12 protein-coding genes are annotated in these 15,168 nt (G+C 63.6%); 3 read left to right on the top strand and 9 right to left on the bottom strand.

The annotated features are described in order from the left end of the window. Positions 1-281: 281 nt before the first annotated feature. Together AC4FWB_RS02005 and AC4FWB_RS02010 are read left to right on the top strand one after the other, a co-directional pair. Positions 282-1,055, top strand: a complete 774-nt coding sequence (locus AC4FWB_RS02005; RefSeq protein ID WP_491024090.1) for an NAD kinase — start codon at positions 282-284, stop codon at positions 1,053-1,055. Between the two features lie 191 nt (positions 1,056-1,246). Beyond that, the gene (locus tag AC4FWB_RS02010) at positions 1,247-2,800 is read left to right on the top strand and encodes a DEAD/DEAH box helicase (RefSeq protein ID WP_491024091.1); all 1,554 of its coding nucleotides are present in this window, start codon (positions 1,247-1,249) and stop codon (positions 2,798-2,800) included. A 117-nt stretch (positions 2,801-2,917) separates the two neighbouring features. Here AC4FWB_RS02010 and AC4FWB_RS02015 read toward each other — a convergent pair whose 3' ends face one another. The 9 genes from AC4FWB_RS02015 to AC4FWB_RS02055 all read right to left on the bottom strand — a co-directional run bounded on the left by AC4FWB_RS02015 (position 2,918) and on the right by AC4FWB_RS02055 (position 12,044). Further along, positions 2,918-3,526 (bottom strand): hypothetical protein, encoded by a 609-nt coding sequence (locus AC4FWB_RS02015; RefSeq protein ID WP_491024092.1) that lies wholly within the window; start codon positions 3,524-3,526, stop codon positions 2,918-2,920. A 241-nt stretch (positions 3,527-3,767) separates the two neighbouring features. Then, positions 3,768-4,418 (bottom strand): YiaD family glycine zipper/OmpA-like lipoprotein, encoded by a 651-nt coding sequence (locus tag AC4FWB_RS02020; RefSeq protein WP_059184805.1) that lies wholly within the window; start codon positions 4,416-4,418, stop codon positions 3,768-3,770. Between the two features lie 104 nt (positions 4,419-4,522). Beyond that, entirely contained in the window at positions 4,523-4,891 is a 369-nt protein-coding gene (locus AC4FWB_RS02025; RefSeq protein WP_491024093.1) for a GFA family protein, read from the bottom strand. Positions 4,892-5,140: 249 nt separating this feature from the next. Then, positions 5,141-5,518 (bottom strand): hypothetical protein, encoded by a 378-nt coding sequence (locus tag AC4FWB_RS02030; protein ID WP_059184916.1) that lies wholly within the window; start codon positions 5,516-5,518, stop codon positions 5,141-5,143. Positions 5,519-5,818: 300 nt separating this feature from the next. Then, a complete protein-coding gene (locus tag AC4FWB_RS02035) occupies positions 5,819-6,244 on the bottom strand; it encodes a GFA family protein (RefSeq protein WP_491024094.1) in 426 nt (141 codons plus the stop codon). A gap of 55 nt (positions 6,245-6,299) precedes the next feature. After that, a protein-coding gene (prfB, locus tag AC4FWB_RS02040; protein WP_491024331.1) for a peptide chain release factor 2 occupies positions 6,300-7,431 on the bottom strand; the annotation gives its coding sequence in 2 pieces (ribosomal slippage) (positions 6,300-7,364 and positions 7,366-7,431; 1,131 coding nt in all). Between the two features lie 128 nt (positions 7,432-7,559). Further along, complete coding sequence (locus tag AC4FWB_RS02045; RefSeq protein WP_491024095.1) at positions 7,560-10,016, bottom strand: penicillin-binding protein 1A; 2,457 nt, start codon at positions 10,014-10,016, stop codon at positions 7,560-7,562. A gap of 231 nt (positions 10,017-10,247) precedes the next feature. Continuing rightward, positions 10,248-11,504, bottom strand: a complete 1,257-nt coding sequence (locus tag AC4FWB_RS02050) for an N-acetylmuramoyl-L-alanine amidase (RefSeq protein ID WP_491024096.1) — start codon at positions 11,502-11,504, stop codon at positions 10,248-10,250. 402 nt (positions 11,505-11,906) lie between these two features. After that, positions 11,907-12,044 carry a hypothetical protein gene (locus AC4FWB_RS02055; RefSeq protein ID WP_157895961.1) on the bottom strand — a complete coding sequence of 46 codons (138 nt, stop codon included), beginning with the start codon at positions 12,042-12,044 and terminating at the stop codon, positions 11,907-11,909. A gap of 92 nt (positions 12,045-12,136) precedes the next feature. Here AC4FWB_RS02055 and AC4FWB_RS02060 point away from each other — a divergent pair, with 92 nt between their 5' ends. After that, on the top strand, positions 12,137-15,106 hold the full coding sequence (locus tag AC4FWB_RS02060) for an Rne/Rng family ribonuclease (RefSeq protein WP_491024097.1): 2,970 nt from the start codon (positions 12,137-12,139) through the stop codon (positions 15,104-15,106). Positions 15,107-15,168: the final 62 nt, after the last annotated feature.

Below are 15,168 nucleotides of genomic sequence, written 5' to 3' on the forward strand. Positions count from 1 at the left end.
TCATCAGGAAGACTATGATCAGACGCGTCACCGGCAATAGACAGGTCTCTCGACTGGCCAGCCCCCGCCAACCCATCCACTGCCGGCTAACATGATCGATCCGGCTTTACGAGTGTTTAAGCTTCGTCTTAACCATTCCGGGCATCACATTCGTTGCACGTCTGTCACGAAGCGCGATTGCGCCTTCCCTTCGAGCCACGGCAACCGCCCTTTGCAGAGGCCTGCGCCGCATGCTACGCCGTCGCCGGCGCGGCCATGCAAGCGGTCGCCCCCCGGGAGCCATGAGCAAAGAAACCAGCCGCTTCGCCTTCGTCTCTTCCGACACCGACGACGCCCGCGCGGCGCTGGACACCTTGTCGGCGCGCTATGGGCAGATGCCCGTCGCGGACGCCGAGATCATCATTGCGCTCGGCGGCGACGGCTTCCTGCTGCAGACGCTGCGCGACACGATGAGCACCGGCAAGAAAGTCTACGGCATGAACCGTGGCACCATCGGCTTCCTGATGAACGAATATCGCGCCGGCGGTCTCGAGGAGCGCATCGCGAGGGCGGTGTCCGAAACGATCCGCCCGCTGGAAATGGTCGCGGTCACGCATGACGGAGAATCCGTTTCGGCTCTGGCGATCAACGAAGTGGCGCTTTGGCGTCAGTCCTATCAGACGGCGAAAATCCGCATTACCGTCGACGAGCAGGTGCGGCTGGAGGAACTGAACTGCGACGGCGTGATGATTGCCACGCCCGCCGGCTCCACCGCCTATAATCTGTCGGCGCACGGGCCGATCCTGCCGCTCGACGCGCCGCTTCTGGCGCTGACGCCGGTGAGCCCCTTCCGGCCGCGGCGCTGGCGCGGCGCGCTGCTGTCGCTCAAGGCAACGGTGCGCTTCGTCCTATTGGAGTGGGAAAAGCGCCCGGTGAACGCCGCCGCCGACCATACCGAGGTCAAGGCGATTGCCTCGGTCACCGTCCGGGAATCGCCGACCGCGACGGCGACGTTGCTGTTCGATCCCAACCATTCTTGGAACGAACGTATTCTTGCAGAGCAATTCCGCTATTGAGCCGGCGCAAGGACAAGACCCCGATTAAGCACCGCGATTAAGGTTACGTCTTCACAATCGCTGGATTTCCGGGCCGTTTCTGTTGACAAATCGCGGACTTGCGCCTAACTGCAACCGCGATCTTGCAGGCGCGCGGCGCCTGCCGCAACGCGTGTTGCGATTTTCCCGAACCAGCCGAAGACAGCCATCACTTGTCCGCAGACACCCAGACCGCTCAAGAAGCGTTGACGTTCACAGACCTCGGCCTGTCGCCGAAGGTCCTCTCCGCAGTCACCGACGCCGGCTATGCCAAGCCGACTCCGATCCAGGCCGGCGCCATCCCGCATGCGCTGCTCGGCAAGGATGTGCTGGGCATTGCCCAGACCGGCACGGGCAAGACCGCTTCCTTCGTGCTGCCGATGCTGACGCGACTGGAAAAGGGCCGGGCGCGCGCCCGCATGCCGCGCACGCTGATCCTCGAGCCGACGCGTGAACTGGCGGCGCAGGTCGAGGAAAACTTCATCAAATACGGCAAGAACCACAAGCTCAACATCGCGCTCCTGATCGGCGGCGTCTCCTTCGACGAACAGGACAAGAAGCTGGAGCGTGGCGCCGATGTGCTGATCGCCACACCCGGCCGTCTGCTCGACCATCGTGAGCGCGGCAAGCTCTTGCTCAACGGCGTCGAGATCCTCGTCATCGACGAAGCCGACCGCATGCTCGACATGGGTTTCATCCCCGACATCGAGCGTATCTGCGAGATGATCCCGTTCACCCGCCAGACGCTGTTCTTCTCGGCGACCATGCCGCCGGAAATCACCAAGCTCACCGAAAAATTCCTGCACGCGCCGGTGCGCGTCGAGGTCTCGAAGGCGGCTTCCACCGCAACCAACATCACGCAGCGGCTGGTGAAGTCCGGCGCCAAGCCGTGGGAAAAGCGCGAAACATTGCGCAACCTGATCAAGGCCGAAGATGGCGACCTGAAGAACGCCATCATCTTCTGCAACCGCAAGGTCGAGGTGTCGGAGCTTTTCCGCTCGCTGCTGAAATATGATTTCGATGCCGGCGCGCTTCATGGCGACATGGACCAGCGGGCGCGCATGCAGATGCTCGCCAATTTCCGCGACGGCAAGCTGCGCTACCTCGTCGCCTCGGATGTCGCCGCGCGCGGCCTCGACATTCCGGACGTCAGCCACGTCTTCAACTACGACGTGCCGATCCATGCCGAGGACTATGTCCACCGCATTGGCCGCACCGGCCGCGCCGGCCGTTCCGGCAAGTCTTTCACCATCGCGACGCGCTCCGACACCAAATATGTCGACGCGATCGAAAGGCTGATCGGCACCAAGATCGAGTGGCATGACGGCGACCTGTCGACGGTCACCGAGAGCGAAGGCGAGGATGCGCCCCGCCGTGGCCGTGGCGCCCCGCGCCGCGCCGGCCGTAAGGATGAGGACCGCAAGGGCCGGGGCGAGCGCAAGAAGGAGCGTCACGCCAGGCATGGCGAGGACGAGACGCCGGAGACGGCGCGCGAAGAGCAGCCGGTCGCCGAGGTCGCCGACATTGCGGAGCGCCGCGCCCGCAAGGACGCGATCCGTTCCGAGAACGACCGCAAGGGTTCCGCCAACCGCAACGAACAACGCGGCGATGGCCGTTCCCAGCGCGATCACAACCGCCCTGCCCGCCATCGGCAGGAGGAAGACGACGCGACCGTCGGCTTCGGCGACGACGTGCCCGCCTTCATGCGGATCGTCGCCAAGGTCTGACTTCGGTACCGCGCGGGTGAGAAACAAAAACGGCCCCGATCGGGGCCGTTTTCTTTGCTGCCGCTTCGCCTGAAAGGTTCAGCTGAGCACCTTTTTCTGCAATTGCCCCGCTAGCCCCTACATCGGTCCCGGCATCATCTTGGTCGGTTTCTCCAGCATCGGAAACTCGGCCTTGCTGCATTTCACATTCGGGTTCGTCGGGCTGAACATGCCGTTCGGGTTGTCGCTGAACAGCCAGGCATGAAGATCGTAGTGGACGAACTCCTTCGGGATCAGCGGATAGTGCCCCTCCATCGGCCCCATGAACTTCTGGCCGAACAGGCTCGGGGCTTCCTTGACGTCCGGCGTCAGCGGCACCAGCCATTCCACGCCGACCAGTTTCAAGCCTTTCTTGGTCGGCTCGTAGATCAAGACGTTGGGCTTCATCGGGTCGAGCTTCTGGCCGACACTTGGGACGTTGACGAAATGGACGCCCATGGCGCCCTTCGGGTAGTCCATCGTGCCCGGTATCTTTTCGCCGCTGAAGTAGACGCAACCTTCGGTCGACAGATAAAGGTCGCGGATGGCGGCCTTGTAGTCCTCATATTTGGCGAGCGACTTTTTCAAGGCTTCAATGTCGGCCTTGTTGGCGTCTTCGGCCCGAGCCGTGGCGGCGCCGAGCCAGGCGCCAAGAAGACCAGTCAAAACGAGGACGCCGCAGCGCCCAAGGCGAGCCGTTCTTGTCATGCATTCCTCCCAGACTTTGATCTGGCCGTGCAAGACCGAGGCGGAAAAATGCTGATGGCGCGGCCAGTTACCGCCTCATCCCCTCTGGAACAGCACCGATGCTAGTCCTTTCCATGGCTCTGGAAAAGTATCAATTAGAGCAAGCTAATGGCCTAAGACTTTTGACCTAAGTTGAGGTCACGCCAAACAGAAACGGCCCCTTCCAGGGCCGTTTTGCTTAGTTGCCGTGAGTGGTTTTCTCTCAGGTGAGCGGCGACAGCTGGATCTCGACGCGACGGTTCTGCGCGCGGCCGGCGGCCGTCGCGTTGGAAGCGACAGGCCTCGTCTTGCCGAATCCGGTGACGGCGAAGCGGCGAGAGTCGACACCCTGGCCGGAGAGGTAGTTGGCGACCGCGAGCGCACGGCGCTGCGACAGGTCGAAATTGTGCTCGTCGCCGCCGGTGGAATCGGTGTGGCCGAAGACGTCGACCGTGGTCTGGCGGAACTTGTTCAGCACCAGCGCCACCGAGTTCAGCACCGGGTAGAAGCCGGGCTTCACCGCGTCCTGGTCGACGTTGAAGGTGATGTCGGACGGCATGTTGAGGATGATCTGATCGCCGCTGCGGGTGACGCTGACGCCGGTGCCCTGCAGCTGACGGCGGAGTTCCGCCTCGTTCTGGTCCATCGTCGCGCCGATCGCGCCGCCGGCCAACGCGCCGATGCCCGCGCCGATCAGCGCGTTGCGGCGGTCATTGCCGCCGGCCAGCAGACCGAGGCTGGCGCCTGCCAGGGCGCCGAGGCCGGCGCCGGCCGCCGTGTTGGAGATCTTCTGGTCGCCGGTATACGGATCGGTGGTGGTGCAGGCGCTCACGAGCACAGCCGTCGCCACGACGACGAGCACGGTCTTCTTCATAAGATGGTCCCTCTCCAAATCGCGGCCGTTGCAGCCGCGCCAAATCAGCCCTTCCGCATGCCTTGTAACATGAATTGCGGCAAAAAGCGGAACGGCAAAGCGTGCTACCAGAGGTTCTTGCCGTCGATCACCACCACCTCGGCTTTGTCCAGGTCGAAATCGTCGAACAGGCGGGAATTGACGCTGATCTTCGGGTTATCGAAGTCGGGCTGACCAGTCGACCAATCGGGCGTTTCGGTAAAGGTGCCGCAGCCGCAGGTGGCGCAGAAACCGTGTTTGATGGTTTTCGAGCCCCAGCGGTAGAAGGAGACGTTCCCAGGCGGGCTGGTGAGCTTGAATTGCGATGGGACGTAGTAAGCCCAGAGCGCCCCGCGCTTGGAGCAGAATGAGCATGTGCATTGCGTGACTGTCTGCGGCGCTTCGGACACTTCGAATGTCGTCGCCTTGCAGTGGCAGCTTCCCTTGATGGTCATGAACGTCACCTCTCCGTCGTCCGCCGCCCTGGATCACGCAATTCCGGACGGAAACCGCTGCGGAATTGCTTTAGCGGCAAGGCAACATAAAGAAGCGGTCCTGACAACTGTCCGCCAGCAGGTTTGGCAGTTCGGCGGTCGGCCCTAAAGCGCGTCTCGCAGAAACGGATTCAGGCGATGCGCTTCAAGTCTTTGTTTTGATGCATGTCGTTCTTCCAAAACCGCTGCGCACTTTTGGGCGACATGCATTTAGTAGGAACGCGGCGGCACGAACAGGCAGATCGTCTTGCCGGCATCCAAGCCAGCCTGATGCGCGCACCAATGGAATTCACCGTCCGGGCTATCCTTTACCCGCTTGTCGGTCATGGGAACAACTTCACCGGTTCCGGCAATGACATACCCTTCGGGTTTCTCAAGGACCTCACCCGTGTGGGCAGTGCGGCAATCGTAGTTGGCGCAGCAGGCAAAGGGATAGCTCCAGCCCTGCGGCATGGCCGCCGTAGGCTTGGCGTCGTGCGCGAAAGCAGGCGCAGTCAGAACCGCGACTACGCCGGTGACGAGCAGGGAAAACAGGAGTCGGCCGGCCGGGTGAACGGCTTGGGCCGATCTTGACTTGGCAGCAGACATCGAAGCGTTCCTTTCGAGCATCAAGCGATTTCGCTTGCCCGTTCCCGGAACGTGTCTTCCCAGTGGCCGGATCGTCAGTCGCAGATATGCCGCGTCCGGCCATAAATGCTTCTATCCCCCAGCCCAAATGCTGAGCTGATTCCTTGGCCGGCGCAAGAAGTGGGCGCGCCCTTCGGATCGCACCGGGGCTTCAGCATCGGCCACAGAAAAGGGTGCGCCGACTTGGTTAACCAGAATTGAACGACAAGCCTGCGACCAGGGTGCCTAAGAACGAAATTCTGCTGACGGAGGTTCCGGCCTTCAGCCGGTGACATGTTCACGATATTGCGGCAGGTCGTCCGTAATCGTGAACCATGACGCCTTGGAACCGACGAAGATGTGTGCATTCGGGCGAATGGTCGGACCATCCATCAGCGTCCCCATGGCGACATGGACATAGGCGCCCTCCCGCACCAATGAATAGAGCAACGAACCGCATTGCCCGCAATGCGCGTCATGGCCGCTGGCGTCGCCGTAGATCAGCAACTTGCCGTCGCCCGCGGTGAGACGGAACTTGTCGCGCTCGATGCCGGCGAAGGGCTTGAAGGCGGACCCCGTGGTGCGGCGGCAGTTGGAGCAATGGCAATTGGCCGCGTAGACGAATTCGTCGGCCACCTCGTAGCAAACTGCGCCGCAGAAGCATTTTCCGGCAAGCGTGCGAGCGCCTGCCTTCTCCGGATTTGCCAAGATATCCTCCCTGCTAGCCGCCGCCTGCCAGTAGGCTGGCTTTTCTCGGATCGCTCTAATCCAGGTCCGCCACCGCCTCCCCGGCGCCGCCCTCGATGCGATGCGACAGCGAGGCCTCCATGAACTCATCGAGATCGCCATCGAGCACGCTGGACGGGCTGGTGCTTTCGACGCCGGTGCGCAGGTCCTTCACCAACTGATAGGGCTGCAGAACATAGGAGCGGATCTGGTGACCCCAGCCGATATCGCTCTTCGACGCCTCGGTGGCATTCGCCACCGCCTCGCGCTTCTTCAGCTCTTCCTCGTAGAGCCTAGAGCGCAGCATTTCCCAGGCCTTGGCCCGGTTCTTGTGCTGCGAGCGCTCGGCCTGGCAAGCGACCGCAATGCCGGTCGCAAGATGGGTGATGCGGACCGCCGAGTCGGTGGTGTTGACGTGCTGGCCGCCCGAGCCTGAGGAACGATAGGTGTCGATGCGCACGTCGGATTCGGAGACATTGATCTCGATCGAGTCGTCGATGACGGGATAGACCCAGACGCTGGCGAAAGACGTGTGGCGCCGCGCATTGCTGTCGTAAGGCGAGATGCGCACCAGGCGGTGGACGCCGGACTCGGTCTTGAGCCAGCCATAAGCGTTGTGGCCCTTGATCAGGACCGTGGCGGATTTGATGCCGGCCTCTTCGCCGTCATGAACTTCCAGCACCTCGACCTTGAAGCGGCGCCGCTCGGCCCAGCGCGTGTACATGCGCAAAAGCATCGAGGCCCAGTCCTGGCTCTCGGTACCGCCGGCGCCGGCATGGATTTCGAGATAGGTGTCGTTGGCGTCGGCCTCGCCCGAGAGCAGCGTCTCGACCTGGCGGGCCTTGGCCTCGCCCTGCATGGAGCGCAGCGCCGCTTCGGCTTCGGCGACGACACCTTCGTCGCCCTCTTCCTCGCCAAGCTCGATCAAGCCGATATTGTCCTCGAGCGCCTGGGTCAGCCCTTTGACCGCCCCGATGCCTTCCTCGAGGCTCTGGCGCTCCCGCATCATCTTCTGCGCTTCCACAGGGTCGTTCCAGAGGCTGGAATCCTCCGCGCGCGAGTTCAGGTATTCAAGCCGCTTGATGGCCTGATCCCAGTCAAAGATGCCTCCTCAGCAGGGTTATCGCCTGCCTGATCTCGTCGACAATGTTGAGCGTTTCCGCGCGCATGGGTCTTCGTGCTGTCCTGTTCTTCTCGTTCTTTTCGGAATCGGCGCGATACATAGGCATGCCACCGCCGCCTGTAAAGCGAAATGGGCCGGCCCTAACCTGCCGACCCATTCCGAAATCTGGAAATGTTAGTAGAGCCCGCCGCCGCCGTCCTGGATGGCTTGCGTGGCCTGCGGCGACAGGGCGCCGCCGGCGCCGTTGGAGCCGTCCGCGCCCATGCCGATGACCCAATAGCTGTCGGCCGGGCCGGTGCCGGGCTTGAACGCTTCGATGATGGTGTTGGGATCGCCCTCGGCCGCGCGCATGCCGGTCTTGCGGTTGATGGCGATCAGCTTCATGCCTTCCGGAACCTGGAAGTCGACATTGGGCGTACCATCGAGCGCGACGCGCATGAAATCCTTGAAGATCGGCGCGGCCAGACCACCACCGGTGGCGCCCTTGCCGAGGCCGCGCGGCGTGTCGTAGCCCATATAGAGACCAACGACCAGGTTCGGCGTGAAGCCGATGAACCAGGCGTCCTTCTCATCGTTGGTCGTGCCGGTCTTGCCGGCGATGTGGCGGCCGAGCTCGGCAATGGTGGCGCCGGTGCCGCGTTGCACGACGCCCTCCATCATCGAGGTGATCTGGTAGGCGGTCATTGGGTCGAGCACCTGCTCGGAATTGTCGACCAGTTCGGGCTCGGGCTGGTTCTTCCATTCGTTGGCGTTGCAACCCTCGCAGCCGCGTTCGTCCTGCTTGAACACGGTCTTGCCGTAGCGATCCTGGATGCGGTCGATCAGCGACGGTTTGATCGACTTGCCGCCATTGGCCATGATCGAATAGGCCGAGACCATGCGCATGACGGTCGTCTCGCCGGAGCCCAGCGCCATCGGCAGATAGGGCGCGAGATGATCGTAGACGCCGAAGCGCTCGGCATATTCCACGACCAGCTTCATGCCCATGTCGTTGGCGAGCCGCACCGTCATCAGGTTGCGCGACTTCTCGATGCCGGAGCGCAAGGTGGCGGGGCCGGCGACCGTGCCGTCATAGTTCTTCGGCGTCCAGGTGGTGTTGCCGCTCTGGATGGTGATCGGGCCGTCCATGATCACGGAGGCCGGCGTGTAGCCGTTGTCGAGCGCCGCCGAATAGACGATCGGCTTGAACGAGGAGCCTGGCTGGCGCATCGCCTGCGTCGCGCGGTTGAACTCCGACTGCGCGTAGGAGAAGCCGCCGACCATGGCCAGCACACGGCCGGTATGGGGATCCATCGCAACCAGGCCGCCTTCGACCTCCGGCACCTGGCGCAGGCTGTAGGTATTGTCGGAGCCGTCGTTCTTCTGCACGAAGATGACATCGCCCGGCTCCAGCACCTCCGCCGGAGACTTCGCCCGGACCGACTTGCCGTTGACGACATGACGCATGGCGAAACCCATATCGTCCTTGCTGACGTTTCCCTCGACGCGATCCTTGACGAGGTCGCCGGAGACCTGGCGCGACGGCTGAATGCCGATCGTCAGACCATCGGCAGAACTGTCGAGCACGACGGCCAGCGTCCATTCCGGCACGTCCTCCAGACCCTTGACGGCACCGAGCGGCACGCCCCAGTCGCCGGAAATGTCGATATGGGTCACCGGTCCGCGATAGCCGCGCAGCATGTCGTATTTCAGCAGCCCGTTCTGCATCGACTTGCGGGCGATCAACTGGATCTTCGGATCCAGCGTCGTGCGCACCGACAGGCCGCCCTCATAGAGCGCGTTCTCGCCATAGCGGGCGATGATCTGGCGGCGCACCTCCTCGGTGAAAAACTCGCCCGCGAACAGATAGGAGCCGTTGCGGCGCGGCGTCACGCCGAGCGGCTCGGCCTTGGCCTTGTCGCCCTCCTCGCGCGTCACGTAGCCGTTCTCGACCATCTGGTCGATGACCCAGTTGCGGCGCTCGAGCGCGCGGTCGGCGTGCTTGAAGGGATGATAGTTGTTGGGGCCCTTGGGCAGCGAAGCGAGATAGGCGGCCTCGGCGACGGTCAGTTCGTTGACCGACTTGTCGAAATAGGTGAGCGCAGCGCCCGCGACGCCGTAAGCGCCGAAGCCGAAGAATATCTCGTTGAGATAGAGCTCGAGGATGCGGTCCTTCGAATAGGCCTGCTCGATGCGGAAGGCCAGGATCATCTCCTTGATCTTGCGCTCGTAGGTCTGGTCCGAGGAGAGCAGGAAGTTCTTCGCCACCTGCTGCGTGATCGTCGAGGCGCCGACCTGGCGCCGGCCGGAGCCGAAATTCTGCAGGTTGACGATGATGGCGCGGCCAAGGCCGGTGATGTCGATGCCGGGGTGGTTGTAGAAGTTCTTGTCCTCGGCCGACATGAAGGCGGCCTTGACCCGATCCGGGATCGCCTGGATCGGCAGATAGAGGCGCCGCTCGCGGGCGTATTCGGCCATCAGCGAGCCGTCCGAGGCATGGATGCGCGTCGTCACCGGCGGCTCGTATTTGGCCAGTACTTCGTAGTCGGGCAGATCCTTCGTCAGGTGGCTGATGTAGATGGCCAGGCCGGCGGCGACCAGCAGCGCAAGCGTCGTGCCGATGCCGAAGAAATAGCCGATGAGACGAATCATGCCCGCTCCAGTCCGAGGTTCGGGATTTTCCTAAACGAAGCCGACAGTCGCGCAAGCTTCACGGGGCGGTCCCAATCCGCAATGAAAAACCCATGTCGCCACCATGTGGACAAAATACGGCAGCGCGAAATTTCAGGACTCGGTCCGCCAAATAATAACGCTACGTGTTGTCGTCATGCAACGCCGCTTGTGGTTGTAAGACGGCTCATGGTTGTGGCCCGGTGCAACCCGTCAGCCGCCAGCCCGGGCTCCGGCTTTCGCCGCGGCGAACAGGGCAACGGCATTGGTTATGCTCTGCGCCGCCTTGCCGCGCCAGTCGGCGCTGAGCAGTTGCGCCTCGTCCTTGCTGTTGGAGAGATAGCCAAGTTCGACCAGCACGGAGGGAACGTCAGGCGCCTTCAGCACCTTGAAGCCGGCCGAACGCTGCGGGTTGTTGATCAGGCCGACGCTGGTCGACAACTGGCCGACCAGCGTGTGGGCAAAGCTCATCGAAAAGCCGTGCGTCTCGCGGCGGATCAGGTCGATCAGGATGTCGGTGACCTCCTTGTTGTCGTCCTCGATCTTCATGCCGGCGAACTGGTCGGACAGGTTTTCGCGATCGGCGAGCGCCTGGGCCTCGGGGTCGGAGGCCTTGTCCGAGAGTGTGTAGACCGTGGCGCCGCGAAGGCCCTTGACGGCAATCGTGTCGGCGTGGATCGAGATCAGCAGGTCCGCTTCGTGCTGGCGGGCAATGCGCACGCGGTCGTCGAGCGTGAGGTACACGTCGTTTTCCCGCGTCGTGTACACATCATATTTGCCGACCGCGGCGAGCTTGTCGCGCAATTCGGCGGCGAAGGCGAGCGTCACATTCTTCTCGACCGTGCCGCCGGCGCTCTCCGCGCCGCCGTCGACACCGCCGTGGCCGGGATCGATGACCACTGTAAAGCGATGGCCGGGCGCCGAGATCGGCCCGGTGCCGACGCGGCCGCCCTTGTCGGCGGAAACGGTCGAGCCGGTCGCCAGCGACTGGTTGGCGAGGGCTTCGTCGAATTCCCGTTCCGACGCGGCCGACATGTCGATGGCGATGCGATAGCCGCCGCCGTCGTCGTTCTTCAGCACGTCGAGCTTGTCGACGGCGAAAGGCCCCTTGCCGGTGAGGATCAGCCGCGAGCCCTGACCCTGGTCGCCAAAGCGAACGGCGCGCACCAACCCGCGCGGCTTCACGTCCTTGGCGTCGAGGGCGAATCGCGTGCGCGGCAGGTCGACGACAAGGCGGTTGGGGCCGCGCAGCAGGAACCACTTCACGTCCGGCTCACGGTCGAAGGTCATGACGATGCGCATCTTGGTGGCGTCGCCTGCCATCCTGTAGCCGGTTGCGCCAAGCAGCCCTACGGCCCGCGCGGCGGCGGTCAGGCCAAACAGGACCGCCAGCAGGAAAAGCGCCCTCGCCATGAGCCGGAGATGCCCGGCGGCGCCACGCCCCTTGTCTGCGGTGCCTGCCAGTCCCATCTCTTGTCCGTCGCTCCCGGTTTGGCGCCTTGCGCCGGGTCGTTTCGCAGAAGGGCCTGTCTGGCAGCCAACTCGATTAACGATTGGTATCCAGAGAAGGTTAACCAAGCCTTTTCATGCAGCGGGTGGAGCACGATCTTCCCCAACGGAAGCGCTTTTTGCCGGCATCCGGAATCGGGGTTGCCTTCCACCACGCCAAATCATAAAAGCGACATTGGATCACTGCAATCCTGGAACCGTCCGCCTCTGCAGTTTCCCGCCAGGGGTAAGAGGCGCTTCCGGGTTTCAGGCGATCGCGACGATTTTCGCAGGCGTGCTCCCGTGGCGGGGGAATCGCTTGCGCGATGAAAACGGCCGGGATGTCCCGCGCCGGCTCTGTGTGAGCAAACAAGCTGGTCCGGCTCAGCCCGGGCTTTGGTTCAAAAGGTTCTGCTGGGTGCCGATGGCTTCAAGCGCAATCATGGAAAGGTCCGCATCGAACCGCGCCATTGTGGCTGCGGGCGGCACCGCCATCGCGTTGAAGCAGCGGCCGGCGGACATTCAATTATCCGGCATCCACACAAATCCAGGCACACAGCGGCGGGGTCTGCCTCGCCAGCTGCGGCTGATGGCTGCCGGGAGGAAACGAAATAATGCCCAACAAGATGCTGATAGACGCCTCCCACCCGGAGGAAACACGCGTTGTTGTCGTTCGCGGTAACCGTATCGAAGAATTCGACTTTGAATCCCAGGACAAGAAGCAGCTCAAAGGAAACATCTATCTCGCCCGCGTAACCCGCGTCGAGCCTTCCCTTCAGGCAGCCTTTGTCGAATATGGCGGCAACCGTCACGGTTTTCTCGCCTTCAGTGAAATTCACCCCGACTATTACCAGATCCCGGTCGCCGACCGGCAGGCCCTGCTGCGCGCCGAAGCGCAGGAGGCCGAGGACGAAGACGACGAGGAGGCCGAGGCCGGCGAGGAGCAGCAGGCGCGCGATCGCGGCAACCGCCGTGGCCGCCGGCGCGGCGGCAAGAATCGCGACCGCGCCGAGCAGAAGCGCGGCGCCGACGCTGCCGGTTCCGACGAAAATAGCGAAAATGCCGAGCACACCGCGGCTTCGGGAGAAGCTGGCAATGAGGCCGGCGAAGCAACCGATGCCCCGGCGGAGAACGCCGAGGCAGACGCCGAAACCGTCGAGGCCGTAGCCGAGGCAGCCGGCGAACAGGAAAGCACGGCGCCCGAAGCCGGCAGCGACGCTGCCGAAGGCGAAGCCGCCGAGCACGAGGATGAACAGCCTGCCGAAGGTGGCCCCACCTCGATGGCTGCGAGCATCGATGCGGATGTGATTTCCGAAGCGGTGCCGCAGGCTGAATCTACCAGCGAGGCCGCATCGGCGGACGAAGCCGCTCCCAGCGACAGCGATCGCGGCATGCTCGAAGAGGTCTCATCCGCGCATTCGGACGAGCACGAGATCGAATCGGTCGGCGCCGAGGATGCGCTGGAAGAGGTCCGCAACCGCCGCAAGCCGGTCCGCCGCCAGTACAAGATCCAGGAAGTCATCAAGCGCCGCCAGATTCTGCTGGTCCAGGTCGTCAAGGAAGAGCGCGGCAACAAGGGTGCGGCGCTCACCACCTATCTCTCGCTCGCCGGCCGCTACTCGGTGCTGATGCCCAATACCGCGCGTGGCGGCGGCATCTCGCGTAAGATCACCAACGCCCAGGACCGCAAGCGGCTGAAGGAGGTCGTCGCCGACCTCGAGGTGCCGCAAGGCATGGGCGTCATCCTGCGCACCGCCGGCGAAAGCCGCACCAAGGCGGAGATCAAGCGCGACTACGAATATCTGATGCGGCTTTGGGAAAACGTCCGCAATCTGACGCTGCAATCCTCGGCCCCTGCCCTGGTCTATGAGGAAGGCAGCCTGATCAAGCGCTCGGTGCGCGACCTCTACAACAAGGATATCGACGAGATCCTGGTTTCCGGCGACGACGGCTATCGCGAGGCCAAGGACTTCATGCGCATGCTGATGCCGAGCCATGCCAAGGTGGTTCAGCCTTATCGCGACACGACGCCGATCTTCGTGCGCAACGGCATCGAGGCGCAGCTCGACCGCATGCTGCAGCCGCAAGTGACGCTGAAGAGCGGCGGCTACATCATCATCAACCAGACCGAGGCGCTGGTTTCGATCGACGTCAACTCCGGCCGCTCCACCAAGGAGCATTCGATCGAGGACACCGCGCTCCACACCAATCTGGAGGCCGCGGAGGAAGTCGCGCGGCAGCTAAGGCTGCGCGACCTTGCCGGCCTGATCGTCATCGACTTCATCGACATGGAGGAGAACCGCAACAACCGCTCCGTCGAGAAGCGGCTGAAGGACCACCTCAAGAACGACCGTGCCCGTATCCAGGTCGGCCGCATCTCGCATTTCGGCCTGATGGAGATGTCGCGCCAGCGCATCCGCGCCAGCGTGCTGGAATCGACGATGAAGCCCTGCCCGCATTGCGGCGGTACGGGCCATGTGCGCTCCGACTCTTCGGTGGCGCTGATGGTGGTGCGGGCGATCGAGGAATTCCTGCTCAAGGATTCGCGCAGCCACATCACCGTGCGCACGCCGGCGGCGACGGCGCTCTATGTGCTCAACCACAAGCGCGCCAACCTGGTCGAGCTCGAGGCCCGGTTCGGCCTGACGATCACGCTCGAGGCCGACGAGACGCTGGGCGCGCAGCATTACGCGATCTTCCGCGGCGCCGTGGCCGAGAAGCCGGAAGGCTTCGTCGAGGTGCGCAGCCTGCCGACCTATGCCGAGCCGGAAGAGCCCGAGGACGAGATCGTCGTCGAGGAGGAAGACGAGGTTTCGGTCGAAGCCGAGCAGCCGCGTCACCCGCAGCAGGGCCAGCACCAGCAGCGGTCCGAGGATGGCGAAGGCCGCAAGCGCCGCAAGCGCCGGCGGCGGCGCGGCGGCAAGGATCGCGATCGCGAGCATCAGGCCCATGGCGAAGCCGTTTCGGCCCCCGTGCAGGCGGATGCCGCCGCACAGGAAGACGAAGCGACAGCCGAGTTGAAGGCCGACGCGCCGGCCGATACGGAAGGGACCGTGGAATCGTCGGAGGACGGTGCCGGCAAGAAGCGCCGTCGCGGCAAGCGCGGCGGCAAGCGCAATCGCCGCGAAGACGGCGAAATCGCCGCCGATGCGGCCAGCGAGGCGGCCGATGGAACCGAAGGCGAGGAAGCTGAAAAAGAAGCTCCCGAAGGCGCACCGCCGGTAGCGGCAGCCGAAGAGCAGGCCGCGCCCTCGCCCGCCAATGACGATGCTCCGGTAGCGGAGAAGCCAAAGAAACCGCGTCGTGCATCGCGGGCCAAGAAGACTGTCGAGCAAACGGTGACCGAGACCGCGCCAGAGCCGGTCGCGGAGCTTGCCGCCACGCCTGCGGTCGCCGAACCGGAGCCGGCAGCTTCCGCCCCGACCGATGCCGAAGCGTCCGTCAATGCGCACCCGACGCGGCGCAAGCCCCAGTCGAGCGACGCGCCGGCCGTCCCCGTCGTTTCATCCAACGTCACCGACGAGGCCAAGGCCGAAGAAAAGCCGAAGCGCGCCGGCTGGTGGCAGAGAAAGGGCTTTTTCTAAGCCGTTTCAGTCTGTTAAGACGATCTGTTAGCAAAAAATCCCGCGCTATCCAGCGCGGGATT

Source organism: Mesorhizobium sp. LEGMi-168a (genome assembly GCF_058312955.1).

Coding starts and splice junctions, on each gene's coding strand:
- AC4FWB_RS02005 (WP_491024090.1), top strand. CDS start 282: ATGAGCAAAGAAACCAGCCGCTTCGCCTTCGTCTCTTCCGACACCGAC.
- AC4FWB_RS02015 (WP_491024092.1), bottom strand. CDS start 3,526: ATGACAAGAACGGCTCGCCTTGGGCGCTGCGGCGTCCTCGTTTTGACT.
- AC4FWB_RS02020 (WP_059184805.1), bottom strand. CDS start 4,418: ATGAAGAAGACCGTGCTCGTCGTCGTGGCGACGGCTGTGCTCGTGAGC.
- AC4FWB_RS02025 (WP_491024093.1), bottom strand. CDS start 4,891: ATGACCATCAAGGGAAGCTGCCACTGCAAGGCGACGACATTCGAAGTG.
- AC4FWB_RS02030 (WP_059184916.1), bottom strand. CDS start 5,518: ATGTCTGCTGCCAAGTCAAGATCGGCCCAAGCCGTTCACCCGGCCGGC.
- AC4FWB_RS02045 (WP_491024095.1), bottom strand. CDS start 10,016: ATGATTCGTCTCATCGGCTATTTCTTCGGCATCGGCACGACGCTTGCG.
- AC4FWB_RS02050 (WP_491024096.1), bottom strand. CDS start 11,504: ATGGGACTGGCAGGCACCGCAGACAAGGGGCGTGGCGCCGCCGGGCAT.
- AC4FWB_RS02055 (WP_157895961.1), bottom strand. CDS start 12,044: ATGTCCGCCGGCCGCTGCTTCAACGCGATGGCGGTGCCGCCCGCAGCC.
- AC4FWB_RS02060 (WP_491024097.1), top strand. CDS start 12,137: ATGCCCAACAAGATGCTGATAGACGCCTCCCACCCGGAGGAAACACGC.